The 25818-nt window shown below is 65.2% G+C and carries 19 protein-coding genes and 1 pseudogene; 11 read left to right on the top strand and 9 right to left on the bottom strand.

What is annotated here, in order from left to right; translation table 11 throughout:
* Positions 1-12 precede the first annotated feature (12 nt).
* The 4 genes from ETR14_RS04280 to ETR14_RS04265 all read left to right on the top strand — a co-directional run bounded on the left by ETR14_RS04280 (position 13) and on the right by ETR14_RS04265 (position 5420).
* A complete protein-coding gene (locus ETR14_RS04280) occupies positions 13-1173 on the top strand; it encodes a hypothetical protein (protein ID WP_129383521.1) in 1161 nt (386 codons plus the stop codon).
* Between the two features lie 243 nt (positions 1174-1416).
* Positions 1417-3471 (top strand): protein-disulfide reductase DsbD, encoded by a 2055-nt coding sequence (locus ETR14_RS04275; RefSeq protein ID WP_129391296.1) that lies wholly within the window; start codon positions 1417-1419, stop codon positions 3469-3471.
* 48 nt (positions 3472-3519) lie between these two features.
* Positions 3520-4125 (top strand): thioredoxin family protein, encoded by a 606-nt coding sequence (locus ETR14_RS04270; protein ID WP_129383520.1) that lies wholly within the window; start codon positions 3520-3522, stop codon positions 4123-4125.
* A 116-nt stretch (positions 4126-4241) separates the two neighbouring features.
* The gene (locus ETR14_RS04265; RefSeq protein ID WP_129383519.1) at positions 4242-5420 is read left to right on the top strand and encodes a sensor histidine kinase; all 1179 of its coding nucleotides are present in this window, start codon (positions 4242-4244) and stop codon (positions 5418-5420) included.
* 117 nt (positions 5421-5537) lie between these two features.
* Here ETR14_RS04265 and ETR14_RS04260 read toward each other — a convergent pair whose 3' ends face one another.
* Positions 5538-6179 carry a glutathione S-transferase family protein gene (locus tag ETR14_RS04260; protein ID WP_129383518.1) on the bottom strand — a complete coding sequence of 214 codons (642 nt, stop codon included), beginning with the start codon at positions 6177-6179 and terminating at the stop codon, positions 5538-5540.
* An 88-nt stretch (positions 6180-6267) separates the two neighbouring features.
* On the opposite strand from ETR14_RS04260, the gene ETR14_RS04255 reads away from it, so the two are divergent.
* Positions 6268-6762, top strand: coding sequence for a helix-turn-helix domain-containing protein (locus tag ETR14_RS04255; RefSeq protein WP_243455756.1), 495 nt, complete (start codon positions 6268-6270; stop codon positions 6760-6762).
* Positions 6763-6912: 150 nt separating this feature from the next.
* Here the strand turns inward: ETR14_RS04255 and ETR14_RS04250 are convergent, their stop codons facing one another.
* Both ETR14_RS04250 and ETR14_RS29625 read right to left on the bottom strand, forming a co-directional pair.
* The gene (locus ETR14_RS04250; RefSeq protein ID WP_165356308.1) at positions 6913-7356 is read right to left on the bottom strand and encodes a nuclear transport factor 2 family protein; all 444 of its coding nucleotides are present in this window, start codon (positions 7354-7356) and stop codon (positions 6913-6915) included.
* Between the two features lie 237 nt (positions 7357-7593).
* On the bottom strand, positions 7594-10185 hold the full coding sequence (locus ETR14_RS29625) for an autotransporter domain-containing protein (RefSeq protein WP_129383515.1): 2592 nt from the start codon (positions 10183-10185) through the stop codon (positions 7594-7596).
* 396 nt (positions 10186-10581) lie between these two features.
* On the opposite strand from ETR14_RS29625, the gene ETR14_RS04240 reads away from it, so the two are divergent.
* Positions 10582-12453 carry a winged helix-turn-helix domain-containing protein gene (locus ETR14_RS04240; protein ID WP_165356307.1) on the top strand — a complete coding sequence of 624 codons (1872 nt, stop codon included), beginning with the start codon at positions 10582-10584 and terminating at the stop codon, positions 12451-12453.
* 54 nt (positions 12454-12507) lie between these two features.
* Here the strand turns inward: ETR14_RS04240 and ETR14_RS04235 are convergent, their stop codons facing one another.
* The 6 genes from ETR14_RS04235 to ETR14_RS04210 form a co-directional block, all read right to left on the bottom strand.
* Positions 12508-12795 carry a hypothetical protein gene (locus ETR14_RS04235; RefSeq protein WP_129383513.1) on the bottom strand — a complete coding sequence of 96 codons (288 nt, stop codon included), beginning with the start codon at positions 12793-12795 and terminating at the stop codon, positions 12508-12510.
* A gap of 1475 nt (positions 12796-14270) precedes the next feature.
* The gene (locus ETR14_RS04230; RefSeq protein WP_243455755.1) at positions 14271-15596 is read right to left on the bottom strand and encodes an AarF/ABC1/UbiB kinase family protein; all 1326 of its coding nucleotides are present in this window, start codon (positions 15594-15596) and stop codon (positions 14271-14273) included.
* Between the two features lie 4 nt (positions 15597-15600).
* The gene (locus ETR14_RS04225; protein WP_129383512.1) at positions 15601-16095 is read right to left on the bottom strand and encodes a DUF427 domain-containing protein; all 495 of its coding nucleotides are present in this window, start codon (positions 16093-16095) and stop codon (positions 15601-15603) included.
* Complete coding sequence (locus ETR14_RS04220; RefSeq protein WP_129383511.1) at positions 16092-16454, bottom strand: DUF393 domain-containing protein; 363 nt, start codon at positions 16452-16454, stop codon at positions 16092-16094. The genes ETR14_RS04225 and ETR14_RS04220 overlap by 4 nt, the downstream gene beginning before the upstream one ends.
* 734 nt (positions 16455-17188) lie before the next feature.
* Entirely contained in the window at positions 17189-17554 is a 366-nt protein-coding gene (locus tag ETR14_RS04215) for a hypothetical protein (RefSeq protein WP_129383510.1), read from the bottom strand.
* A gap of 163 nt (positions 17555-17717) precedes the next feature.
* Positions 17718-18311: a hypothetical protein gene (locus ETR14_RS04210; RefSeq protein ID WP_129383509.1), complete on the bottom strand. Its 594-nt coding sequence runs from the start codon at positions 18309-18311 to the stop codon at positions 17718-17720.
* A gap of 1053 nt (positions 18312-19364) precedes the next feature.
* On the opposite strand from ETR14_RS04210, the gene ETR14_RS04205 reads away from it, so the two are divergent.
* The 5 genes and pseudogenes from ETR14_RS04205 (at position 19365) to ETR14_RS04185 (ending at position 24512) form a co-directional block, all read left to right on the top strand.
* Positions 19365-21368 (top strand): M10 family metallopeptidase C-terminal domain-containing protein, encoded by a 2004-nt coding sequence (locus ETR14_RS04205; RefSeq protein WP_129383508.1) that lies wholly within the window; start codon positions 19365-19367, stop codon positions 21366-21368.
* Positions 21369-21401: 33 nt separating this feature from the next.
* Entirely contained in the window at positions 21402-21659 is a 258-nt protein-coding gene (locus tag ETR14_RS04200) for a hypothetical protein (RefSeq protein ID WP_129383507.1), read from the top strand.
* Between the two features lie 78 nt (positions 21660-21737).
* A pseudogene (locus tag ETR14_RS04195) lies at positions 21738-21993 on the top strand (transposase); the annotation flags it as partial.
* A gap of 186 nt (positions 21994-22179) precedes the next feature.
* Positions 22180-23616, top strand: a complete 1437-nt coding sequence (locus tag ETR14_RS04190; protein WP_129382883.1) for an IS1182 family transposase — start codon at positions 22180-22182, stop codon at positions 23614-23616.
* Between the two features lie 152 nt (positions 23617-23768).
* The gene (locus ETR14_RS04185) at positions 23769-24512 is read left to right on the top strand and encodes a Crp/Fnr family transcriptional regulator (protein WP_129383506.1); all 744 of its coding nucleotides are present in this window, start codon (positions 23769-23771) and stop codon (positions 24510-24512) included.
* The last annotated feature ends 1306 nt before the right edge of the window (positions 24513-25818 follow it).

Below are 25818 nucleotides of genomic sequence, written 5' to 3'. Positions count from 1 at the left end.
GCGACATCCAGCATGAAGACGATCCTGATCCGCGGTACGGCGCTCGGTGCGCTTGCCGTCGCGACCGCCGCCATCGCGCAACAGGCGCGGCCGGCCAAGGTCGAGGCGGTCTACTGGCTTTCCGCCGACACCGTGTCGGGGATGGCGACCGGCCAGCCGGCCGGCGTCGAGAAGACTCTGCTGCTGCAGCTCGGCTCCGATCGAAGCAAGCCTGCGCCGAGCGCCGCCCATCTGCCGCCGCCGGCGCTGCAAGCCGGCGACCGTCTGCCGCTGCTCACGCCCAAGGCGGACCCGGAGGGCGAGGGACGGACCAACTACCGGCCGGGCGTGGGGGACATGCCCAAGGGACGGATGGAGCTCTACTGGGGCTGCGGCGAGGCGGCCGCGGCCGGCCAGCCCTTCGTCGTCGACTTCGCGAAGATCAGGCCCGGCAGCCCGTCGCCGTTCGGAGCGACGCCAGCGGTCAATGCGATGAACCCGCCCGCGGCCGGCCGCCATGCCACCTATGGCGAATGGCCGAACGGCCGCCGCGGCACCAACGTCCCGCCCGGCGCGTCGCTCGTCGGCGAGCATCTCGTGCAGGGCAATTACGCGCCCGACATGCGCTTCACGGTTGCCGCGGGCAACGACTTCCTCGCTCCCCTCGCGCCGCGGCACGCCGCGCTCGGCTCCGGCGCGATCAGGATCAGTTGGCCCGCGCTCGCCAACGCCCGCGGCTATATCCTGACGGTGGTCGCGGCGCGCGAGGACGGCACCACCGTCATGTGGACGTCGAGCGCCGTCCGCATGGCCGGCATGGCGCTGCCGGACTATCTTGCGCAAAGCGACATCGGCCGTCTGGTCCAGCAGCGCATCCTGCTCGGCCCCGACGCGACCGAATGCGCGATCCCGGCCGCCGTCGCAAAGGCCGCCGATGCGCCGATGCTGATGATGACCGCTTACGGTCCCGAGGGAAATTACGGCGCCCCCCGCGACGCGCCCGCCGGCTGGGCGGTCAAGCTGCGCACCAAGGCGAGCTACATGAGCGTGCTCGGCGCCGACGTCTCCGCGATGATGCGCGGTGCCGGTGAAGCCGCGGACGGGGAAGAAGCACCCGTAGCGCAGGAGCCCAAATCGAAGAAGAAGCGCGGCCTGCTGCGCGGGGCCATCGGCGGCGTGCTCGGCTTTCCCTGAACAGCAAGGTCCGGGTTCGGCAGATGGAACGCAGAATTGCAAATGTTCCAACTTGTGGCTCCGTTTCCGTGTTCAAGAACAGCGGTTCATACCGTGAAACGGGAGGCGCGCCGCGATCGGCGACGGGGACTCGTCCGATGTCGGAAGACCCGTGACTTCCGGCATATGGTCAGGCGGCACAGGCCATGGCAGATTCGGCTCATGGCACGCCCGACTTTCCACCGGCACCAATGCATCGGCGCCATGGCAGCCGCCGCGTGGCTGGTCGCCTTGCTGATGCTTTTCGGCTTCGAAATGCCGTCGCGGGCGCAGCAGGCGGGCGGCACCAATGTTGCGGTGACTTTGGTGCCCGGCGCGCAGCAGGCGCCTGTCGGCGCTTCGATCCCGCTCGCGTTCGTCATGAAGCCGAAACCGGGCTGGCACGGCTATTGGGAAAATCCGGGCGATGCGGGCGCCGAAGCGACGATCTCCTGGACGCTGCCGAAGGGCATCACCGCGTCCGATCTGCGCTATCCGGTGCCGGAGCGGCTCGTCGTTTCGGGCATCATGAACTATGTCTACGAGCACGAATATGCGCTGCTTGCCGACCTGAAGCTCGCCGCCGACGTGGCGCCAGGCACGCGGCTGCCGATCCGCGCCAGGCTCGATTTCCTCGCCTGCACCGCCGAGATCTGCGTGCCCGACAGCGCCGAAGTGTCGACGGAGATCGTTGCAGGGCCAGCGGGGCAGCCGGCGGCGATGGACAAGCGCTTCGCCGCGTTCGAGGCGGCGATGCCGAGGCCGATCGGCGCGGAAGGACGGTTCCTGGTCGAAAACGGAATGGTGCGGATCGGCGTGCCGCTGCCCGCTTCGGTGGACGTGGAGGATCCCTATTTCTTCCCGTTCGATTATGGCAGCCTCGATCACGGCGCCGCGCAGAAGGTGAGCCGCAACGGCGATCTGCTGATCGTTGAGACCAGAGCCGGCGCCAACGCGACCGGCCTCGCCGCCGTTCCGGGCCTGCTCAGTATCGGTGAGGGGCAGGGCCTGCTGGTGACGGCGAAGCCGGGGCCGGTTCCGCCGGCGGGTGTGACGGCCGATGCCGAGGCACCGGCGGCGGGCGCGGGATGGCGCGTGATCCAGGCGGCGCTCGCCGGTGCGATCCTCGGCGGCCTCCTCCTCAACGTCATGCCCTGCGTGTTTCCGATCCTGAGCCTCAAGGCGCTGAGCCTTGCCAAGGCGGGCGCCGACGAATCCTCGGCCCGGCGCGAGGCGCTCGCCTACACGGCCGGCGTGGTGCTGGTCTGCGTGGCGCTCGGCGGCATCCTGCTCGGCCTTCGCGCCGGCGGGGCCGCGGTCGGCTGGGCCTTCCAGCTCCAGGATCCGCGCGTGATCCTGATCCTGCTGCTGCTCGTCACCGCGATCGCGCTCAACCTTGCCGGCCTGTTCGAGCTCCCCGCCATCGCAAGCGGCGGCAGGCTGGCCGCCGCCGGCGGCGTCCATGGCGCCTTCTGGACCGGTGCGCTTGCCGCCTTCGTCGCGACGCCCTGCACCGGACCCTTCATGGGTGCCGCGCTCGGCGCCGCACTCGTGCTTCCGACCGCAGCCTCGCTCGCCATCTTCGCAGGGCTCGGCCTTGGCCTTGCTCTGCCCTTCCTGCTGCTCGGATTCGTTCCCGCCTTGCGGCGCAGGCTGCCCAGGCCGGGCGCCTGGATGAACCGGCTGCGGCGCATCCTTTCCGTCCCGATGTTCCTCACCGCCCTTGGCCTCGCCTGGGTGCTCGGCCGCCAGGCGGGGGTTGACGGGATGGCGCTCGGCGTCGGCGCAGCGCTCGTCCTCGGCCTCGGCTTCTGGTGGGTCGGCGTGCGGCAGGGAGGCTCACGCGCCTGGCTGCCGCTCGCGCCGGCTCTGGCTGCGGCCGCCGCCGCCATTTTCATCGTCCCGCTCGGGGTCCGTGCCGAAGTAGCGGCGCAGGGCGTCCTCGCCTCCGAACCTTTCCGCGAAGCGAGTCTCGCGGCGCTGCGGGCGGAGCGAAGGCCGGTCTTCGTCTATTTCACGGCCGATTGGTGCATCACCTGCAAGGTGAACGAGAAGGGCGCCATGGCGAGCGCGGAGGTGGCCCGTGCCTTCCAGGCGCGCAACGTCGCGGTGCTGGGGGGCGACTGGACGCGCGGCGATGCCGAGATCGGCCGCTTCCTTGCGCAGCACGGTCGCTCGGGCGTCCCCCTCTATCTCTATTATCCACCGGGCCAGGACGCGAAGATCCTGCCCCAGATCCTGACGGTCGGGGAGCTCACCGCGCTTGGAACTCCAGTCTGAAGCAGAGCCAATCTGAAGCAAAGCCAATCTGAAGCAAAGGAGGTCGTGATGAAGCATCTGATCCCACTCGCCGCCGCGTTCGTGCTTGCGGCGCCGGCTATGGCCGCGCCGCAAATCGGCAGCCCGGCGCCCAATTTCCGGCTTGTCGGGATGAATGGCCAGGCGGTGTCGCTCGATCAGTATAAGGGGAAGATCGTCGTCCTCGAATGGAACAACCCCGGATGCCCCTTTGTGAAGAAGCATTATGGCAGCGGCAACATGCAGAAGACGCAGGCCGCGGCAAGGAATGCGGGCGTCGTCTGGCTGACGATCAACTCCAGCGCGGCCGGCAAGCAGGGCCATATGGACGGCGCCGCCGCTAGGGCCTTCGTGGCCGGCCAGAAGGCCCAGCCGACCGCCTATCTGCTCGATCCTGCCGGCACCGTCGGCAGGGGCTATGGCGCGGTCACCACGCCGCACATGTACGTCATCGATAGGGCCGGAAGGCTCGTCTACGCCGGCGGCATTGACGACAAGCCGACGGCGAACCCGGCCGACGTCGCCGGCGCTCGCAACCACGTGCTCGCGGCGCTCGGCGAAGTCGCGGCCGGCAAGAAGGTCTCGGTACCGACCAGCCGCCCCTACGGCTGCAACGTCAAGTACAAGGACAGTTGAGCCTTGGGTGATGGAGAGCGGAAGCCCTGCTTCCGCTCCCCGCGTCGAGCATCTTCCCGCGTCTCGAGAGGGATCGGGATCGGTGCCCGCCACGTCCGAATCATGACTTTCGGGCTATGGCAACCCACAATGCCCTGTGGCAGAATTTGACGATGACCGGGTCCTTCAAGCGGCAGCAACACTGGATCTTCTGTATCGCGGCGCTTGCGGTCTGGGTCGCCTGGGGCTGGCCGATCCTCACCAAGTTGGCGGAAGGCGGAACGATCCGCAGCGTGACCGTGTCGCCCTTGTGGCTGGTCGCCTATCTCGTCTTCGGGAGTGCGATCCTGGGCGCGATGGGGCTGAAGCTGCGCCCGCGTCTCCACTGGGCCCTGCTGTGGCTCCAGCTCGGCTGCGTCGTTGCCATGACGCTCCTGGTTCCCTGGGCAGGGATGTCGACGTTCCTCGTGATCATCGCCTGGCAGGTCGCGATGGCAACCAGCACCGGCAGGGCCTTGGGCTGGATTGCCTTCCAGACGCTGGCGATCATCGCCGCGCTCGCCCAGGCGATCAGCCCCGATCTGTGCTGGGTCGTCACGGAGTCGCTCGCGCTGCAGGTGGTGCTGTTCCTGACGGCGACCGCGATGCGCCGGGAGGAGGAGACCGGACGCGCGCTCGCCCGGACGAACCGGGAATTGCGCTCGGCCCAGGCGATCATCGCCAACAGCGTTCGCGATGCGGAGCGCCTGCGCATCTCGCGCGAGCTGCACGATGCCTGGGGTCACGAGCTGACCGCGCTCGGGCTGCAGCTCGAGATCGCGAGTCACGTCAAGGATCCGGAGAGGGTCGATGATCATGTGGCGCAGGCGAAGAGCCTTGCCCGCGCCCTGCTCGTCAAGGTGCGCGACGTGGTCTCCGCCCTTCGCGATACCGAAGACTGCAATCTGAAGGCGGCGCTGGAAGCGCTCGCGCACAGCGTGCCCGCTCCCCGCATCCACGTCGAAATGGCGCCCGATGTGCGGGTTGGTTCCGAGCAGGCCCACGCCCTGATGCGCTGTGCCCAGGAGGCGGTGACCAATGCCGTCAGACATGCCCGGGCCGACAATCTGTGGCTCCAGGTCACGCCCGATGGCGACGGCGTGCGCCTCGTTGCGCGCGACGACGGCGGCGCGAACCCTGCTGCTGCCACGCCCGGCTCGGGCCTCCGCGGCATGCGCGAGCGGATCGAAGCGCTCGGCGGCAGACTGGCGATCCGCGCGGACCTCGGCTTCACCGTCGAAGCCTGGTTGCCTTCGGAGGTGGCGCGGATCGCATGAACCGACGGGCGTGATCCGGTGATTGTCGTCAATGACGCCGACGATCAGCCTTTGTCGCGGTCGATTGCTTCGTCTGTCGGGTCGCGAAGGCAATCCTGCAGTCGACGGCTTGGCTGATCAGCCGCCCTTCGCCATCGCCCACGCCTTGGTCGCCTCACATGTGTCCAGGGCGCGTTTGTAGGCGTCACGGCGCGTGACTCGGTCGATATAGGCCTCCTCGAGGTCTCCGTATCGAGCGTTTCCGGTTCTCCGCGCCAGCAGCAGGCCATAGACGACCGAGATGTCGGCGGCCGTGAACGCCGCGCCGGCAACATAGGGCGTCTGCGCGAGCTGCCGCGTCACCAGGCCGAGGCGACTTTCGAAGATCTGACGCGCCCAACGGATGGTCCAATTGTCCTGCTCCGCCTCCGGCGCGAGCATCTGCGTGGCGACCACCGCGTTGATCGGCATCGCCAGACCCGCCTCGCCGAGATGCAGGAACTGCTGGTAGAGAGGGAAGGAGGGATCGCGGGCCTCGGGCGCGAGAGGCGTCGGGCCGTAGCGCGCGATCAGATATTCGAGGATCGCGATCGACTCGACCATGGCGACGTCGCCATCCTGAAGCGCCGGGATGAAGCCGGCCGGGTTGATGGCCAGGAATTCCTCTTCGTGTTCGAGGCTGGCGAGAAGGTCGATCGGCCGCAGCCGATGCGGAAGGCCCATCTCCTCCAGCAGCCAGACGACCCGAAAGCCGCGGCCTTCCCCGAACACCGTGATCATGGCGGCGATCCTTCTGCTGCTTGCGGATTGCAACTGGTTGTGGAGTACAGCGACCAACCCTACTTCGCAAGCGTCAGGAGGCGAGACGGTGAAGCAGGCGGCGCGATCGGGGTGTCCGATCAACCTTACCCTCGAGATGCTGGGAGACCGCTGGAGCCTGATCGTGATCCGCGATCTGATGTTCGGCAATCGTCGTCACTATCGCGAACTGCTCAAGCGCTCCGAAGAGGGCATCGCCTCTAATATCCTCGCCGACCGGCTGAAGCGTCTCGAGGCGGCAGGTCTGGTGTCCCGGCGAGACGATCGCAGCCACAAGCAGAAGGCCATCTACAGCCTTACCGAGGGGTCGATCGCACTGGTGCCGCTGCTCGCCCATATGGGCGGATGGGGCGTGCGCCATACCACCGCCTCCAGGGAGCTTTCCGTACGGGCCGAGATCCTGGAAGAAGGCGGTCCCCCGTTGTGGGCCGCGTTCATGGAGGAGCTGCGCCATCTCCACCTCGGCGCCCCGGCACCGCGGGAGTCGGTCTTCTCCAGGCTGCAGGCCGCCTATGAGGCGGCGATGGCGGCGCCTCGGGAATGACGGTGAGGCTCAGCGTTCTCGCGGGCGGCTGTTGTGAAGGAGCAATATCAGGTTGCGCAGTCCTGCCGATCAGGCCGGCCAGGAGGGGCCTGGCCTGGTCGGCTGGTCACGCGCCGCACCGACTTCCGCTGCGGCGACGATCCGAAGCCTTTAGTCGACGGCCGCGATGGTGGCCTGACGCGCTATCAGCATCCATGTCCCGGCACGCTTCGCCCAGATGTCCGTGAAGGGCCGTTTGACGTGTTGCCCTGCGCCGGGTCCGTTCAGCGGCACCATCGTGTCGTAGCCCATCACGATGGTGATTTCGGGCTTCTCGCCGACGAAGCGGATGTGCTTCTGAAAATCCTTATAGTTCAGGAAGTCGCCTTCGATCGCGGCGATCACCTGATCCCGATGCAGGACCTCGTTGTTCGGCGCGTTTACGACGAAGTCTTCGGCCCAGACCGATTTCACGCCTTCGACGTCGTGCGATGCGATCGCCTTGCCCAACCGGCCGTAGGCGGCACCGATCTCGGGCGGGACATGGACGGCGGGGTCAGGCTGGCCCGATGCTGCCGTAACGGCGACGGCCAGAGCGAGTGTTGCGATCATCATGGATTTGCACTCCTGTAGGTAAGGGCAGCCGACCTGGAGGAATCGGGTCGAGGCGGCCCGTTGGCGTTGAGTCGTCATGCCAACGTGAACGTCGGCCGGAGGGCTGTCGTGGGCGGCGGCCTCGTCGACGAATGCCCCTGCGCCGCCGAGCGGATGAGACCTTCGCTCGGAAACCGGGCAGTCTCGCTTGCGGCGGTGGCGGAGCGCGGCTCTCCGCGCTGCCACAGGGCGCCGCCCTCAGAACGCATAACGCAGCGTCATGCCGAGGCGATTGTCCCGCCGCCCCGATGCGAACGCACCGCGATAGGTGAATGCGCCCGTCCATGCGCCGCGATGCCCGGTCAGGCTGGCTCCGACGGTCCCCACATCGGGCGCGAGGTTCACGTTGTTCCCGGCAAAGGTTGTGCCGTCCGCTGCGGCAAGGATGTAGTCCGTCCCGGCTGCGACATTCTGCCGTCGATAGCCGACCGAGATGTCGGGGATCCACTCGGTTCCGTCGGCCGAGGCGAAGCTCGCCGATACGCCGAGCGTCGCGAAGGGCGAGACGAAGGTCCGATCGAGTCCCGTCGCAGTGGTTCGAAACGTCGTCGGTATCGATCCGCTTTCGGCGAACCGTTCGCTGTCGATGTGCGAAACGATCACTCCGGCTGCCGGCGTCACGGTTACCGCGCCGACGCGCAGCGGGGCGGATAGCTGGGCCGCTGCCAGCCATTGATCCGTGCCGCGGCGCGCCTGGCTTCGGCCGACGCCGGTCGATCGGCGGGTGGTGTCGGATCCGTGTGCATAGCCGGCCATGGCAGACAGACCGAGCGGACCGAACGCGTAGGAACCGTAGGCGCTGAGCCGAACCGTGTCGGTGCTCGCCTCGCCTCCGGCCGCGGTCTCGAGTTCGATCCGCTGGTATCCCAGCGCAAGGCCGACCCGCCCGACCCGGCCGACTTGAGTGTCCGCGCCGGCCTGGATGAAGCGGCCGCGGGTCTCGAAACGCCCGGTGCCGCCACGCGCATCCGACCGGACCCAGTCGCCGCCAAACTCCCCCCATGTCCTCACCCGCTGCCCAGGGGTGAGCGCGAGATTGTAGAGCGTGTTACCGCCCCCGTCGGCTTCGGTGCGGCCCAACAACGCCATCGCATTGCCCTCGTTGGCCGATGCGAAAGCGAACGTCTGCGCGCTGTAGATTCGGGCGTCGGCGGGCGAGATGACCGTCGGCGGCGGCGACGGCGGGGGTGGAGGCGGCGCAGGCGGCGATGGGGGCGGCGGCGCCGGTGGGGCCGGAGGCGGTGGGGAGGGCGGAGGAGGTGGTGGTGGCGGAGGAGGAGGTGGTGGTGGTGGGGGCGGCGGCCCCGGATCTCCCGCGGTGAGTGTCAGGCTCGTGGTGGTGGCCGTGTAGACCACCTCTGGATTGAAGCCAGCGGGCGGGGTGGTGCCCGCGGCATTCACTATGGTGTCGAACTTCGTTCCATTAAGACCGGTACTCGAGAGGAAGGTACGCGAGCCTGCGCTATCATAGGTTCCAGGCGCCCAGGCGAACACCAATGTTCCAGCGAGATTGGCTGCGCCGCTGACCGTGACCAGATCGATGGCGTCCGGCGAGACGCCGATGACCAGCCTGCCGGTTGACGTCTGCGTGAAGCCCTCCTCGATCGCCACCCTGTTGCCTACGAAGCTGCCCGACAGATCCAGCGTGCCGTTGTTGATGAACCTCCCGCCGCTAGCCGCGTAGCCGAGGGTCGGATTGACGTTGTTGCCGACGCGCAGCGTGGAGGTGGCATCGATCACGGTGTCGAGGCTTTGAATCGAACCTGTGGCGGTCCAGTCCGTCCCTTGCGCGAAATCGATCTTGGCCCAGTTGGTCAGGTTGATGCCGCCGGTCGTGTCGCCGCCGGCAAGCACCCCGCCGCGGGCGACGACACCGTTGAGGGAAAGCGAAGCGCCGGTCCCGCCCCCGTTCAGGAACTTGACGGTTGCGAGTTGGGCGGGCGTGATGCCGGAGAGGCTGAGCGCGCTGGAATTGGCGTTGATGCCGCCGGACAGGCTGCCTCCGGTCCAGCTCAGCCGGCTTCCGTTCTGAATGGTCACGGTGCCGGTGATCGCACCGGCAGTGAGGTTGACGGTCCCGTTCGTGCCCGACACCTGAAGAGCGGTGCCCGAACCGGCGTCGATCGTTCCGCTGTTGGTGACCGTCGCTCCGAGCGCCCCGACGAAGACCATTCCGCGCACAATGCCCGCGTTGGTCACCGTGGCGGTTGCCGCGGGTGCGTTGTTCCGCCGATCGATGTTGACGTTGCCCGTGACGCTGGCACCGGATGCGATGGTCAGCGTGGTCGATTGGTCGGAGACCACGCGGATTGCCGACGGGACGAGCGCCGACGTGTCTGTGCCGGTCACCGTCCCTTTTATGTCGATCGTGACGTTGCCGACAGTGTCGGCCGAAATGCCGGTCTGCCCGCCCGAAACGGTACCGGCGACGGTGATGGTGATCGGTCTCTCGTCGGCGTTGGTGATGGCGAGGCCGATGCCTCGATCGGAGGTGATGGAGGAGGTCGCCCCGTCGCTGAACCTCCCCGGCGCACGAATCGTGATCGCGTCATTGGATCCGCTCGTCCGGATCGAGAAATCGGGCGCGGTCGTCACCGTCACGGATGCCGAGGAGGCAATGATCTGCGGATTGTCGTTGCCGCCGGCCGTCCCGGAGCAAAGATAGGTGTCGGGGGCGGACTCCGCGGAGCAGCTGGCCGCTTGCGCCTGCGCCTGCGCCGGGATCAGGGCGATCAGGCCGGAAGCTCCCGCCAGCAGAGAGGCTGCTACTCTCTTCGCGCTTTTGCTCATTGGTTGATGCCCTCTTGCTGACGAAAGTCCGCCGTCAGGCGGATTCGGCGCGAGCGCCCGCGGGCTGGCCTGCACTGCGCGACAGATTCGGAAGTATGTTTCATTTGGCGTTCGTCCCGGCTGATCGATGTGCCGGGCAGTCGCGAGTCCTGCGACCTCGAGCTAGGACTCTAACCTGATTTTATCCTGACTTTTGCTCCGGGAGGGTCGCGCCGGCGGTTCAGCGCCGACGGCATCTGCCGAAGCCTTCTTCGCACACCTCTGCTCCACGGCGATCAGCATGGAGTTGAACTCGCCGCCGCCAATCTGCACAAGCTGACGCCCATGGCAGCACCGTCTCGACCGCAATCGGAAATCGTGCTTGCCGGTATGCTGATACGCCCGGAGGCGTGCGAGGTGACGATCGGTGAAGATCGGATCCTGCTCGAGCCCCGGGTCATGCGGATGCTCGCATTGCTCGCCACGAATGCAGGCGACGTGGTTTCGAGGTCTATGCTGGTCGACCAGTGCTGGGAAGGGCGCAGCGTCAGCGAAGACGCGATCAATCGTGTGGTCTCCCGCATCCGGAAGCTCGGCGCCGAGACCGGCGCCTTCGAGCTTCAGACGCAACGCAAGGTCGGCTACCGTCTGATCCCCGCCGAAGGAGGCGTCGCGGAGCCCAAGCCCGCGCCAGGTCCGCGCTCATCCCGAACGCACAGTCGGGCGTCGATCGCGCTCGCCTGCTTGGCCGTGGTCGCATTCCTGATGGCGGGATTTGCGCTCTGGAGCGCGCGTCCCGCCGACGCCGAGGCCGATCGCTTTATTGCTGTCCATCTCATCCCGGCGAGTGCGCGGGACGCGGCGCCCGCCGGCGCGTTCGCGTCCGAACTTCGTCAGAGCCTGGCGCGGGTGCATGGGCTCAAGCTGGCGGACGCCGGAACGCCCGGATCCCCCGATCTCGTCGTCGAAGGCAGCTATGATCAATCGAGCGCACATCCCTCGGTTCTGCTGACGCTGAAGCGCGCCGACAGCGGGGAGACGATCTGGTCCGGCCGCTTCGCGAAATCCTCCTCGCTCATCCCGGAACAGCAGCGGGCGGTGGCCGCAGTCGTTCGGTACCTTGCCGTGTGGCTCAGCAACGCGATGGGCGGCAGCCGAAGCGCGCGCGAGCCGCAACGCGCGGACGTCGCGCGTCTCGTGGCCGAAGGTGCGCGGGCATGGCAGCGTGCCGGCGAGGAGCGGCAGCGCCAGAACGCCCCGGCGGCGAACCGGCTTTATGCGGAAGCGTCCGCAAAGGCGGACGCGGCCCTGGCGATCGATCCGGAATCGGCCAAAGCCCTGATGCTCCGGTACCAGGCCGATCAGATCCCGGATTTCCCGAGGCCGGGTGAAAGCCCCGCACAGTTCGAGGACCGGCGGCGCCGCGCCGATCGGGCGCTGACCCACGCGCTGATCGCGGATCCGGACGATTCCACGGTCCTCGTCGCCGCGGCGCAGGACTTCTACCGCTCCTCGAACTGGAACGATGCCGGGGCGCTCTTGCGCCGGGCCATCGCGCTCGATCCCCGATCGGCGGAAACGAACAGCTGGTACGCCTTTCATCTTGCCGTGATCGGACGCTGCGACGAAGGTCTGCGCTACGCGCGGGCTGCGGTGCGGCTCGATCCCGGATCCCTCTGGCGGGCGCGAGGCGTGCCGCGGCTGATGCAATGCGCCGGCGATCATGCGGGCGCGCTCGGAACCTATCGAACGCTGCTGCAGCGTGATCCCGGCAACGTCTCACTGGCCCGCGAAGCCTATCTGACGGCGCTCTCGACCCGCGATGCGGGCGAACTGCGTTCGGTCGCGGCGTCGATCTCAGGCGCGGCGTCCAACCGTGGGTCCGCGGCGGCGATGATCCAGCTGGTCGCGCGGGCCGACGCCGCGATCGATGCGTTGCAGGGACGCCCACGCATGCTCGAAACGCTGATCGATGCGGATCTCAAGGCCACGATCGACGGACGCAACGCGCTGGCGGCTTCCACCGAGGCCGATACCTTGTTCGCCCTTGCCTACGAATATGCCCATGCCGGCGCGTCCGGCAAGGCGCTGGCTTCCCTCACGCGCGCCCACGACATGGGCTCCACCTACCTCCCTTGGGCGATGCCGTTCGGCTCGAGCGAGTTTCCCCCACCGCTCCGTTCCGATCCTCGCTATGCGGCATTGTGGTCGAATACGCCCGGCTTGGCGAACCTGATGCGGCAGCGTGCTTCGGAGCAACAGGCGCGGCAGGCGCGCGGGCAGAGATAGCGTCGGCGAGCCTGTCTTTGGACGTTGGGCGCGCTTCCGCCCGGCACGGACGGCTTACCGTATCAGGCCGAGCTCGCGGCAGAGGCGGGTGATCTTCTGGACGCGGGCATCGCGGGCGCCAAGGCGGGCGCGAATGCTCGGCAGGTTCCGGCACCCCTCTCTTGATTGCGCAGAGATGGTGTAACGCGGGCTCTTGGCGCCCTTCGCCTGCGCGTTGATCGCTGAGTGCATCACGTTGGGAAGACTGTAGGCGGACGGATCGACATTGCCGGTATAATCCTGCGCGACCGCCGCCGACGTCAGCAGGAAGCCCGCAGAGGAAAGGATCACAGCTTTGATCATCCGCTTCGCTCCTCGAATGGCTCGCCGCATGGACATCGCCGCGATGCGGTCCTTCGGCTGAATTGCCGGTGAACGCGCGAACCGCCTCGGGGATGCGCTTCGCCTTCTTCTTGTCTGAGGAGATCCACTTCGTGGACGGATGGGAGAGGTACATCCGCACGAACGATTGCCACGCTGCCAGTGCAGTTCAGGAATGACCTCGCAGAGGCTGGTCGATCGAGCAGCAACCGGATCTCCAGCGCGTGCGCACGTTCCCGGCGCACGATCCATACCCATTCCATGCACGGCCGGAGCTGCTCGACCGTTCCGGTCTGATCCGTTGGCGATGGCTGAGCTCCGCCTGCCGCGACAAGCGCCTGTCCGTCGTCCCATCCCCCCGATCGCGGCAGAAAAGCGGAGAAGGGTGAACGCGCGACATAGCAGAGGGGCAGGGTTTCCTGGCGAAATGCAACCGTTGCACAGCAGCGACGGCGTTCGCAGTCTGCGGCTGCAACTGCCCGCGGCGATCATTTCCAACTAGCGCGCTCTATCGTGTCGGCAGCGCCGACGGACGAACGTGAAAGAGGAGACTCCCAATGTCGACAACCATGATTATCGCCGCAGCGATTTCGGCCTTCCTCATCACCACGCCCGCATTCGCGGAGGACGGAGGAAAGCCCGCGGATGGCCAGTCAGCCAGCTCAGGCGGGCGCAACGGCTCCGCCACCAGGCTACGTGGCACCTCCCGCGGCGGCGAAGCTTCCAACCGCGAAACGAGAAGCAGCCGTGTCGTGAAGCCCCGCCAACCTCGCGGCGGGTCGGAGCGCGCCCGTTGCGCCAACAATCTGAAGCAGCTTGGCCTCGGCGCGCATTGAGCAGCGCAACCAAGTGCCGAGGTCAGCCTGGAAACGCCCCGGCAGGAGTGTGGGGTAACAAGCTCCAGTTGATCGAGAGCTAGGAATGTTCTGGTCGGACCCGGGCCTGCCGACCCGGTCTGATGCCGCGCGGGCGCGGGCGTCAGACTGTGGCGCGAGAGCGGACATTGGCTGCTGCGCCCGGCAATCGCAACGGCCAGGCAGGGTGGAAAGTTGACGCTTACTGCTAAATAGTCCTGCTGCGAAAGGTATGAGAGGAGTGCCGCGCCCGCGATTGCCAGAGTTACGGAAGGCTAGAGAAGTTGGATGCGAATGCCGTATCCTGTGCCCTGGGAGGGCCGAACCCCGCGGCTCACCGCCCGCAAGACGGGCACCATAATCTCGCACCTCGGACATACGCCTGCCAATCGTCAGAACTCGATCGTGGCAGGATCACGCGTTTTCACACCGCCTCGGTCGCGCCCCGCTGTAGCACTCTGATCATGTTGGTGGTGGCGCGATCGCAAGTCCTGGCTGCGAAAGCAGACGCGGGCCGCGCGGCGCCGATCGGAACAGCGGTATCGGGTCGAATGAGCCGCCGCCACCTCCGGCCTTACCTCCGTCAGCCGTGCGCACGCGAATTCAGGTGGTGGCCGCGCTCGCCAGTCCGACGACATCGACTCTCGCGCGAAGCCGGGCGGCGAGAAGCGCAGTACCGCTCACCTTCCGCTGCACGAAGAGCGTCTCAACCTCCGGAACATGCCACGTCCTTCGGTCCTGGAGGAGCGCCGGCGCCTCCGCGCGGACGACCGGGACGAACGTCCGGTCGCCGAAGTCGAACGGCCCCGGGCGGCGCATCGCATCGTCGATCGCGGCGATGATGCGGTCGACGGCCGGCCGGTGCGCCGCAACCGCGGCCGCACCCAGGAAGCCGGTTTCGACGGCGATCTCCCGGATACGGACCCGATCATGGGCGAGCCCGGCGTCGATCAGTGCGCGGTAGGCCTGCGCCGTCGCTGCAGGCACCGCACGCGTCGCGCCGAAATCGAGCAGGACGAGCCGTTCCGTCTCGGGCTGCCATCGATAGTTGGCGAAGTTCGGGTCGGTCTGCATGAACCCGAATTCGAACAGCTCACGGAGCACCAGTTCGATCAACAGGGTCATGGTCTTGTCGCGCACGGCCTGCGGGGCACCGCCCAGGCTCTCGATCGGCTGGCCCTCGACGAAGTCCATCGCCAGCACCCGCCCCGTTGTCAGGGCGTCGTGCAGCCCGGGAATCGCATAGCGATCATCGCCTGCGAGGCGATCGGCATAGGCCCGCATCTGCGCTCCTTCGCGGAGATAGTCGGCCTCGTCCGCGAGCTGCCGTTTCGCCTCGGCCAGCAGCGGCCTGAGGTCGAGCGAAGGCGGCAGCAGATTAGAGATGCGCAGCAGCGTCGCGACATTGTCGACGTCCGCGTCGATGCTCTCGCGCACGCCGGGATATTGCACCTTGATCGCAAGCGCGCGGCCATCGTGAAGGACGGCGCGGTGGACCTGGCCGATCGATGCGGCTGCGATCGGCGCGGCATCGAAGCGGGTGAAACGGCGGCGCCAGTCGCCGCCCCATTCCATCTTCAGCACCTGATCGAGCTGATGCGGCGGCATGCGGTACGCTTGGCTGCGAAGCGTCGCCAGGATGGCGGCGAGCTCGGGCGGGAGCAGGTCGCCTGCGTCCATCGAGATCATCTGGCCGAGCTTCATCGCCGCGCCGCGCAGATGCGACAGTCGGTCGGCGACCCGCCGGGCGTTGCCCGGCGTCAGAATAAGGTCGGAGAGGCGGGGACGTTCGCCCGCCGCAAGCCGCCGCGCACCCTCGGCCATCATGCCGCCGGCCATCCCGCTGGCGAGACGTCCGAAATGTCCGAGCCGTGACAGCCTTCCGCGCGGGATGGAGCGGTCGCGAGGACCGTCGTTGTCTCTGCTCACCGGCTTACCAGTCGTGACTGCCAGGGCCGCCCTTGAACGGGCCGACGACCTGAGACGTTATCCAGCCGCCATAGAATCCGCCGGGCTGCGGCAGCACCGTCTCCCCGTCGACGCTGCTGCGGTCGAACGGCGCAGCGTAGAAGGCGACATGGTCGCGCAGCGCCTCGAACGGGGCGGTCGGCGCAGGATAGCTCCACCCCACGCGGGGCAGCATGACGCTGTCCACGATCACATCCCAATATTCGGCCGCGCCCTTCCATTCGCAAAAGGAGCTGCCCTCGGCGCGATGGAGCAGGCCAGGCGTGACGTCGGCGACCGGAATATAATAGCTCGGCGGGTGGCTGGTCTCGAGCGTGCGGACGGCGGATCGGGTGGCGGCAACGATGCGACCCCTGTGCTCGATGACGATGTGGGCGTCGGTCGCCTCGGCGATTGCGGGACGCGGGTAATCCCAGACGCTCTCCTGCCCCGGGCGGACCGGATCCGGGATCGGCCTCATGCCTGCGCCGCCTTTCCGGCGAGCCGCTGGAGGCGCGGCCGTAGCGTCAGGAACAGGAGGTATGCGCGTTCGAGCAGTGCGAGGATTCGATTCGAGTGGGCGAGTATCCCAACCGGCCGCAGCACGGGTATGGCGCGCCACATCGCCGCGAACGCCGCGGCACCGATAAGCAACTCACCGTTCTCGCAGGCGTGGAGCCGCGCCAGCAGGTCGCGCCGGTCGATCGGACACGTGGCAGGGTCCGCCGTGGCCGCATCGACGAGGTCGATCGCGCCCCGCGTGTCGAGCCTGCGCATCACGGCGATTTCGCGGCGACAGAGCGGGCAGGCGCCATCGTGCCAGACGGTGAGCTTGGTCATGAGGCGTATATGGGGAGCTCATGGCCCTGCCGCATCCGGCCCATGCGTGTTTCTTTCCGCCCGAGTGGCCACGTTGTCGACCCGAGAGCGGCTGGCGCCTTGTACGCTCGACATCCCGCAGGAATGTTCGGGATGAACTCGCAGATCGCCTTCATACGCGACGGTTCGAATTGGCCAAACCTGCTTCGCGCTCGCTGCTCCAGGCGTTTGCAACCACTTCGCTTAGCTGAAATGCGGCAGCGCTTTTGGATGCGTTCGTTCCGGCTACAACCAGCGGGACGGAGCCACGCCGACACGTTAGTCGAGAAAACCGGAATAGACCGACGCTCCCCCAACCCTGATCGCTAACGGAACCGGCTGCGCTGACCAGCCGGCCGATTTCCAGTTACCCCATCCTTGTACAGGAGCCGGAGCACTACGCTGGTCGCGAGCAAGGCGACGCCAAGCTGCAGCCACATCGATGAGTCGTCGGGAACAAGGCGCGTTGCACGATGCCGCCGATGACGACGGCAACGACGACGGCATGTCTCCGGAGAAACCAGACCACTCTTTGGACAATCGCGACGATGACGTCGAGCACTTCGATCCCTTTGAGGATGATTGCCAGGGCAGCGTGCACGGCCTTCCTCAGGGCCGATATCTCATGATTGTCAGCCCGCCTGGCGAAAGTGGACGTAGCCTGGGCGGGCGCCGGCTCCGGACCGGAACAGCTGACTCGGGTGGTAAGTCGACGCTCAACCGGGCTCGCGACGCATAAAGACGATCTGCCAATCGGCAGTCACCTGTACCCGCTCAGGAGCGTCGAGGCGAACGACCTTGTCGTCGAGTTCATGCTCTGGGAAATCGGCAATGACTTCGGCAGCGGCCGACGATGCGGACTCAAGATCCTCTTGCGACGGCTCACCGTCGATGAAGAAGCGAAGCCTGATGATTCCCTCATCGTCCTTCGCTGCGACAACTCTTAAGCTCGGCCCGACCTCCTCCCAGAGCGCGCGATTGACAGAGCAAATGAGAGAAATTCGGTTCAGGTGAGCCTCCATCGCGATCTGCTCTAAACCTGATAATGCAGCGAGCGGACAGCAGCTATGGGGCGTCGCCACGGTGTAGGGGGTTGATCCCTCCGCGGCGGCGCGATCGTCGCCTGCTTAGCGAGACCGGACTATCGCAGCGGGGCCATCGATCGCGCCGAGAACAGCCGGGGAGGGTGGAAGCCGGAATTTCAGATTCGACTGAGAGCGCGTTGGCGGCGCTCGGCAGGGATCCTTATGCTCCCTCGTTCAGTTCCGGGAGCGGATACGCAGACCCTAGAAGATATGCCTTGAAAAGAGACGCGACGTCCTCGGTCGTCAGGAGCGGTGCCCGTTCGTCCGTGATCCGCTGCCGGATTGAACGGGCACGGCTCGCTCTGACCCATCGTTCACTATTCAAGGAGTCGCTCCCGGTATCGAAATAAGGAGAATACGAGATGGATCCGGTGTGTAGTCGTACAGTCCAGAAGTCACCGTGCCGAGTTGCTTTGATGTAGTGGTTGGGACCCTCGCTCAACGTGACGGTGCCGCCGTCGACAACACGATCAATGTCGACGAGCGCATTACGGAGCTGGGCCTCGCTGCTGATCGAGATCTCGGAGAGCCCTGATAGGCTCAGCACTCCGACAGGAGGTCTCCCCTGTCTCCGGGCCGTTTCACGAACTTGGACTCTCTGTCCGTGATACCAGGCGAGGATCGCGGCTGCGATGAGCGTCCCGAATACTGCGATGCCATAAGCCTTGTATAGCCAAACAAGCACCAGGAGCAGTACGAGCGTGGCAAGCCACCGCATGTATGTGAAGGTCCCTCCCTCGTGTTCCAGCGGCATGGCCCTAGGTAACCTTCAACAACGGATGTCGGCAATGGGTCTGATCCCGCCTACCGTCCCGATCCGGCCGCGTGCCGGCGCCAACGTCAGGCTGGCGCGCGGGAGCGAACATTGGCGGTCGCCGATACCATCGCCGCCGGCGACAGCCGAACCGGGTGGAAAGGCGACATTCCTTCGGGGCATGATTGTCGTCTAAGTCCATTGCGAAGCTTGGCCTGCCGCCGGGAATCAGGCGCATGTGATCCCGGTCTCGACCTTGGTCTCCCACCGTCATCCGTTCGGGTGCATCAGGTCCGTGTCGCTTGCGGTCGATTTTCGGCGCATAGCGGACGACTGTACCGGGCGCGAACGCAATTTCGAAGGGCGCTGACCACCCGTCTCCGGACGAAGGCGGAAAGTAGTACGAGGAGCGGTAGCGTCGAGCGCATCGTGGTGACGTTCGCACCGGTGCCAGATGAGCGCAATGGCGCACGAGACGACCAGCGGTCTCGATCCGTGGCGCACGCATCACCGTCAGGCTGCCGCGCGAGCGCTGACATCGCCGTTGCGCGCCCGGCGCGCGGAACGAACCGTCGGGTGGGATGGGAAAACGGCCGCCCGGCGGTGCCCTCCAACCCGGTGCGCGCCATCGCCGCCGCATGCATTCTCTTCACTTGCGAGCATTTTCAGCACATGGTTAACGCGTGCACGGCCTTGCCCCAGGCAGGCTGCTGTAAGCGGAGTGTTTCCGATGTGTGCGTCTGAAATCGAGCACTTGTCGTTCATCGGCGTTTCGGCCGCCGCCGCGATAAGGGCCGTCCCTCCCATCGCTAGATATAAAGGTGTGCTGCGGCTGCTCGCAACACATGACTTCGGACGAAGTGCCGGGAGCGTCGGAAACGCCCGCACGCAGCATGGCGCGACCGACTCTGCGCGGGCAGCGGGCTCCCGGTTACTCGCGCCATCGTTTTCTGTACCAGCCAGATAGCAGAAAGCCACCCGCTCAGCTGCCGCTGGCCTGGTTGACGAAGATCAGTCGTGCAGCCTTGTGAAATCACGCATGGAGAAACCGAAATGTATGCGTCCTACAGCAAGGGTTTGACCTTTCACGGCGACGGGTTCGAGCCTGCGTCCACGTCTTCTCGATCGACATTGCCCGCGGATCCCGTGCTCGCAGGATCGATCGACAGGGCAAGCGGAAACGCGATTGCCTATGAAGGCGACGCAGACGCCGCTCCACTCAATATGGGCGCGCCGACTATCGCAGCGGCTGTCCCAACAAGATTCGAAGGCGTCGGACCGGTGGCCGCCCTCGAAGGTGTTCCGGTGGCGCTATTTGCCGGCGCCACCGTCTCTGCTGAAGCCGATCAGCTGAATGGCGGCCTCGGAGACTATTACGGCTACTCTCTTGTCTTTAGTGCTTCTTCCAGGGACAGTGAGTGGATTCTGGAGGGTGGAAAGTACTTTACGGTTGAGCCTGGTTTATCAGAATCTGTTTTCGATTTGATCGCTGACGGAAAGAAATTCGGCCGGGTTGCGTTGCAATACGAGCCGGATCCGTACGTGGAGTTTCCAAGAATTGCGATCGACTTCTTCAATCCGGAGGCGATAGCAACTTCTGCTCTGGTGGATGATGTGCTTCAGTCGATGCATTATCGCAACAGGAGCAACACGCCAGCCGATCAGGTTTCAACAGGGCTGGCTCTAACGTATTTTTTTCAATCCGTTGCCTACGAGGAGGTTCCGATCACGATCACTCCGGTTAACGATGCTCCCGTGAATCTCCTGCCGACGGTTCAGTTCACCAGCAAGGCGGAACAGCTGGTTTTCTCGATCGTGAACGGCAACGCGATCACCGTGTCTGATCCGGACACCGACATGCTTCAGGTGACCCTGGATGTCGCCCACGGAGCCCTGACCCTTGCCGACACCGCTGGCCTGACCTTCGTCACCGGGGACGGCCAAGGCGATGCGACAATGACGTTCCGGGGCAATTCGGCTGCGATCAACGCGGCCCTCGACGGGCTATTCTATCAGGGTGCGTTCGATTTTCACGGCGAAGATTCGCTGACGGTGACCACCGACGACCTTGGCGGCACCGGAATCGGCGGCGCGCTGACCGATCAGGATTCGATAGCGATCATCCTCACGCCGAATGACGATCTCCCCGGCACCGCCGGCAACGACACCTTGGTCGGGAGCGGCAATGCGGACAGGTTCCTGCTTCAGCAGGGCGGCGACGATCGCGCGTCCGGCGGCGCCGGCAGCGATCTCTTCGTCTTCGGGGCCAAATGGAATGCGCGAGACAGCGTCGATGGCGGCGCCGGCCGCGATACGGTGCAACTCACCGGCAAGTACGATTATCATTTCGAGGATAATCAACTCACCGGCATCGAGCGTCTGCTTCTGATCGGCGGCCCGACGGGCGTGGCGCTGAATTACCACCTAGACATGGCGGACGGAAACGTCGCGGCCGGTGCGCGACTGCTGGTCGATGCGCGGGACCTGGTGCGGACGGAAACTCTGACCTTCAACGCAGCCGCGGAGCAGGATGGTTCCTACGAAGTCTTCGGGGGCTTTGGTGGCGACATCATCACCGGCGGCGTGAAGGACGACCTGCTCTCGGGCCTGAATGGTGCGGACCGCCTCTACGGCGGAACGGGCGACGATCGGCTGAGCGGCAATTTGGGCGCCGATCTTTTAGTCGGGGGCGAGGGCGCCGACGTCTTCGTCTACCGCTCGGCCGCGGAATCGACGAGCTTTCAGTTCGACACGATCGAGGGGTTCAACCCGTCGGAAGACCGGATCGATCTGCCCTTCACCCTGACCCACGGTTGGGCCGACTTTACTGGCGCATTGAACCGGGACACGTTCAGCGCCGACATCGCCAGGAATGTCGAACTTTGGGGACCGACGAGCGTGACCTTCTTCCGGCCTGACAGCGGCGATTTCGCCGGCCGAACATTCGCCGTAATCGATGCCAATGACGACGGTGTGTACACCGCCGTGCAGGATTACGTGATCGAGTTCTCGAACCCCACGATGATGCTGCAGCCGAACATGGACATCTTCATCTGAATCGATCCGGTGGCCTGTGTGCCACCGGGTTCAATGCACTGGTACGACAGCAAAGAAATCGCCGCCCACGCCGTTAAGGAGCACGGCCCGAGCATTCGCGCGTCGCGCTTTCCGGCAGCAGCAGCGTCAAACGTGTCATCGCGTGACGTTCGCACCGGTGCTGAACGAGCGCAATGGCGGATGGGACGACCAGCGGCCTCGATCCGCAGCGCACGCACCATCGTCACCGGCGCGAAGGGCGACGTATTTTCCCGTCGCAAGCAATGGCGGCGGGAGCAACCGGAGAGGTGAGATAATGTTGAGAGACTCCCGTTGCACTGACGACTGGACTCTGATTCACTGCCCCTGAGCAAGACGGGAGGCGAGCCGATGATGGGTGAGCGTACGGTGATGCAGGAGGCGCTGTTCTACGGGTTCACCTTGGAGCGCCATGTTCCGGACGGCCACCTGCTGAGGCGTACTGACCGGTTTGTCGACCTGTCGAGCATTCGCGAGCATCTGCGACCCCATTTACAGCGAGACAAGTCGAGCCTCGATCGATCCGGAGTCAATGATCCGCATGCCGATCATCGGCTATACGCACGGGATCCGCTCCGAACGCCAACTGTGCGAGGAGGTGCACCTCATCCAAGGGTCGATCCGCGCTGTAGCGCCGTGATCCTGTCAGTGGCGGCGCGATCGTCAGCCCGCCTGGCGAAAGCGGACGTAGCCTGGGCTGGCGCCGCCTCCGGACCGGAACAACTGAATCGGGTGGAGGCTGTGTGAAAACGTGCTGATGTGATAGGATCCGGTCGATGCGAGGGAGGGCCGGATGGGGCGTTTCGTCGAGGGACAGGACCGGCGCCAAGCGGCATTTCTGCCGGAATGCTTGGACGACTATGTCGGTGCGGATAATCCGGTCAGGCTGGTCGATGCCTTCATCGACGAACTCGATCTACTTGCTTTAGGCTTCACCGGTGCCCGCCCTGCGGCAACGGGCAGACCCGCTTATCATCCGGCGACCATGCTGAAGCTGTATCTGTACGGCTATCTCAACCAGGTTCTGTCGAGCCGCCGGCTCGAGCGTGAAGCCGGACGCAATGTCGAGGCGATGTGGCTGATCGGCAAGCTGGCTCCCGATTTCAAGACGATTGCGGATTTCCGGCGCGACAATGGTGATGCGATCAAGGCGACGTGCCGCCGGTTCGTGCTGCTGTGCCGACAGATGGGCCTCCTCGCCGGCGGCGTCGTTGCCGTGGATGGATCACGGTTCAAGGCGGTGAACACGCGCGACAAGAACTTCACGCCCAACGCGGTTCGGCGCCGGATCGAACAGGTCGACGCGAGCGTCGCGCGCTATCTCGCTCAGCTCGACACGGCCGATCGTCAGGACGACGAGACTTCGGCGTTGCGCTCGGTACGGCTGAACGAACGCCTAGCCCGGCTACGCGAACAGATGCAGGCTCTGCGCGACATGGAGGCGGCGCTCGCCGACGTGCCTGACGGGCAGATCTCGCTGACCGATCCGGATGCACGTGCAATGGCCACCAATGGCAAGGGCACCGGCATGGTCGGCTACAATGTGCAAGCCGCGGTCGACACGCAGCATCACCTGATCGTCGCCCACGATGTAACCAACCTTGGCCACGACCGCTCTCAGCTCGCCAACATGGGCCGTAAGGCCAAGGCAGAGATGGACGGCGAACGCCTGACCGTGCTCGCAGACCGCGGCTATTATGGCGGCGAGGAGGTGCGCGCCTGCGAGGCCTTGGGCGCAACGCCGATCATACCCAAACCGCTCACCTCAGGGGCCAAGGCGCAAGGTCGCTACGGGAAGCAGGACTTCATCTACGACGTCGACACCGACACCTATCGCTGCCCGGCCGGCGAGACGCTGACCTACCGCTTCGACAGCGTCGAAGCCGGCAAGACGCTGCACGTCTATTGGGCAAGCTCGTGCGCCGCCTGTCCGATGAAAGCCAAGTGTACCACCGGCAAAGAGCGCCGGATCAGGAGATGGGAGCACGAGCACGTGCTCGATGCGATGCAGCAGCGCATCGACAAAATGCCCGATGCCATGCGGATCAGGCGGCAAACCGTTGAACACACGTTCGGCACCTTGAAGCAGTGGATGGGGGCCACCCACTTCCGAACCAAAGGGCTAAAAAACGTAGGAACCGAGATGAGCCTGTGCGTCCTCGCCTACAACATCAAGCGCGTGATCGCGATCCTGGGCATGCCGGCAGCGTTGGCGGCGGTCGGACGCTGACAAGCGTCACCGCGCGCGCTCACATCATCTCCGTGAAATCAGCCCGGCGGCGTTTTCACACAGCCTCGGTGGTAAGCCGACGTTCCACTCGTGGCGGAAGACGGGCTTCTTGATGCTTGAGTGCGACGCAATTCATCGATAGTTGTCCAGCCATGCTGTATAACCCGCTGACCTGTAAACTGGAGCAAGTGGTCGACCTTGCCCATGAGGATCGGGTGCTCGTTGATGCGCTTTGCTCGGAAGATGTAACGGAGGTGGGCGCAAAGCGAGACATCGTCCGCAATGGTGAAGTTCCCGACAAAGTCCATTTGATTCTTGAAGGTTGGGCAGCACGTTACACGGTGCTACCTGACGGGTCGCGCCAAATTACCGCGTTCCTGATCCCGGGCGACTTTTGCGACCTCCACGTAGACATCCTAGAGAAGATGGATCACGCCATCGGTGCACTGACGCCGTGCAGGGTCGCCCATCTCGATCCTGAAGTGCTGGAGAGGATCACCTCGGAGAGAACGGCGCTAACAAAGGGCCTGTGGAGAATGACACTGATCGACTCCGCCGTCCTTCGGGAGTGGATCGTCAACGTGGGTCGTCGCGACGCTTATGAAGCCGTCGCTCACATTCTCTGCGAGATGCACCTGCGGATGAAGGCGGTTGGCCTCGTAGAAGATGATACCTTCAGCCTCCCTATCACGCAGGAAGAGCTTGCGGACGCGACCGGCATGACAGCCGTGCACATCAATCGGACGCTCAAGAGGCTTCGTTCAGAGGGGCTGGTCGAACAGCATCATCGTGAAATGACCGTTCTCGACGTTGGCGGCTTACGCGAGGCCGGTGGCTTCAACGACGATTACCTTCACCTTCGCCAATCGCGCAGGGGAAGAGGACATCCTGCTTAGATGACCGAAACGGGTTCGTCCGCGCTGTAGCGCGGTGATCGCGCTCACGGCGGCGCGAACGTTGGCTTGGCGCGCGTAACCGGACCTTCGTCGCGGCGCCGCTCGATCGCGCCGGGAGCAGCCGGAGAGGGTGGATTCCAGACATTCTGATGACGTTCTGCTTCAGTCTGCGCCTTGCCTCGCGCATGCTGGCGCCGGAGGGAGACCTTCTCCAACAAAAATGCGTCCCTCGGAGCGGCATGATACCAAGACCTGCTCTACGCGGACTTGGCAATCCACTGTCAGCAAGCCTGCTTCCGCAAGGAGCCGTAGGTCCGTTCGTTTGCGGCCAACAAATTCAAGCCAGACTGTCGAATCCTCGACGGGACCCCTCCATTGTGCTTGAGCTTGCCACTCGAGATTGGCCGTTTTCGTCATCTCGACGCCGCACGAGCGCCATCGCGACTTGCACTGCGCCGGAGTACCGCACTCAGTGAAGACGACTTCATGCCGGCCGATTTCAAGAACTCCTGCGAAGCGCGCCTGTTCACCATACCCGGCTAGCGACGGATCGGCAGGCGTCTCCGAGACTTGCGGCGAGCAGCCCGCAAGGGGGACAAAGATAAGCCAACGTCGCATTGCGGAGCGATATACCAAAACCGGTTCCGGCGCTAATACATATGGAAATTGTTAGATCGACACTAAGATGGGGACAAAATAGCCTCTTTATGTCTGAGAAGGGTCGTTCCGCGCTGTAGGATTGCGGACGCTCCGGACCAGGAGCGAATGTCAGCCTGTCGCGCGCAACCGGACATCCGCCGCCGCGACCTTCGATGGCGCCGGTGACAGCGGAATCGGGTGGAAGGCGGACGCCTCGCGAGCCTCAGCCACAGCGAAAAGGCGAGGCCCTGCCCACGTATTTGAAGTCGTACTCGGCGACGCTGCTCCCTCCCCAATTGTCGCTCATCACTGGGTTGGAGCGGATCCACAAGGAGGTGAATCCTATGCCGGCTCGGAACGTCAGGTGCGAGTGAGGGTACTTGTCGGAAACATACCCGCCACCAGGTAGAACGTCGTGGGCATCCGGCGCAGTGAAACGGAAGCGATAACCCGCGACGATCCAATTCTCCAGCCAAGGTTTGCCTGGGCAGGACTTCGGGAAAGCGAGTAGAAAACGACTGGGTGCTTCGAAGCACGAAAATTCTGCGTCCGAGCAATCAACCAGTTCGCTCTGCCATCCGGGGCCAGCAGCACGAAGTTGCGATATGTCGATGACAATCTCTGGACGCCGCTGGATACCTGCTGGGGCTGAGGCGCACCCCGTTAG

It is taken from the genome of Sphingosinicella sp. BN140058, from assembly GCF_004135585.1.
In the GTDB taxonomy this organism is placed as follows: Bacteria; Pseudomonadota; Alphaproteobacteria; order Sphingomonadales; family Sphingomonadaceae; genus Allosphingosinicella.
This window is presented reverse-complemented; position numbering and strand designations above follow the sequence as displayed.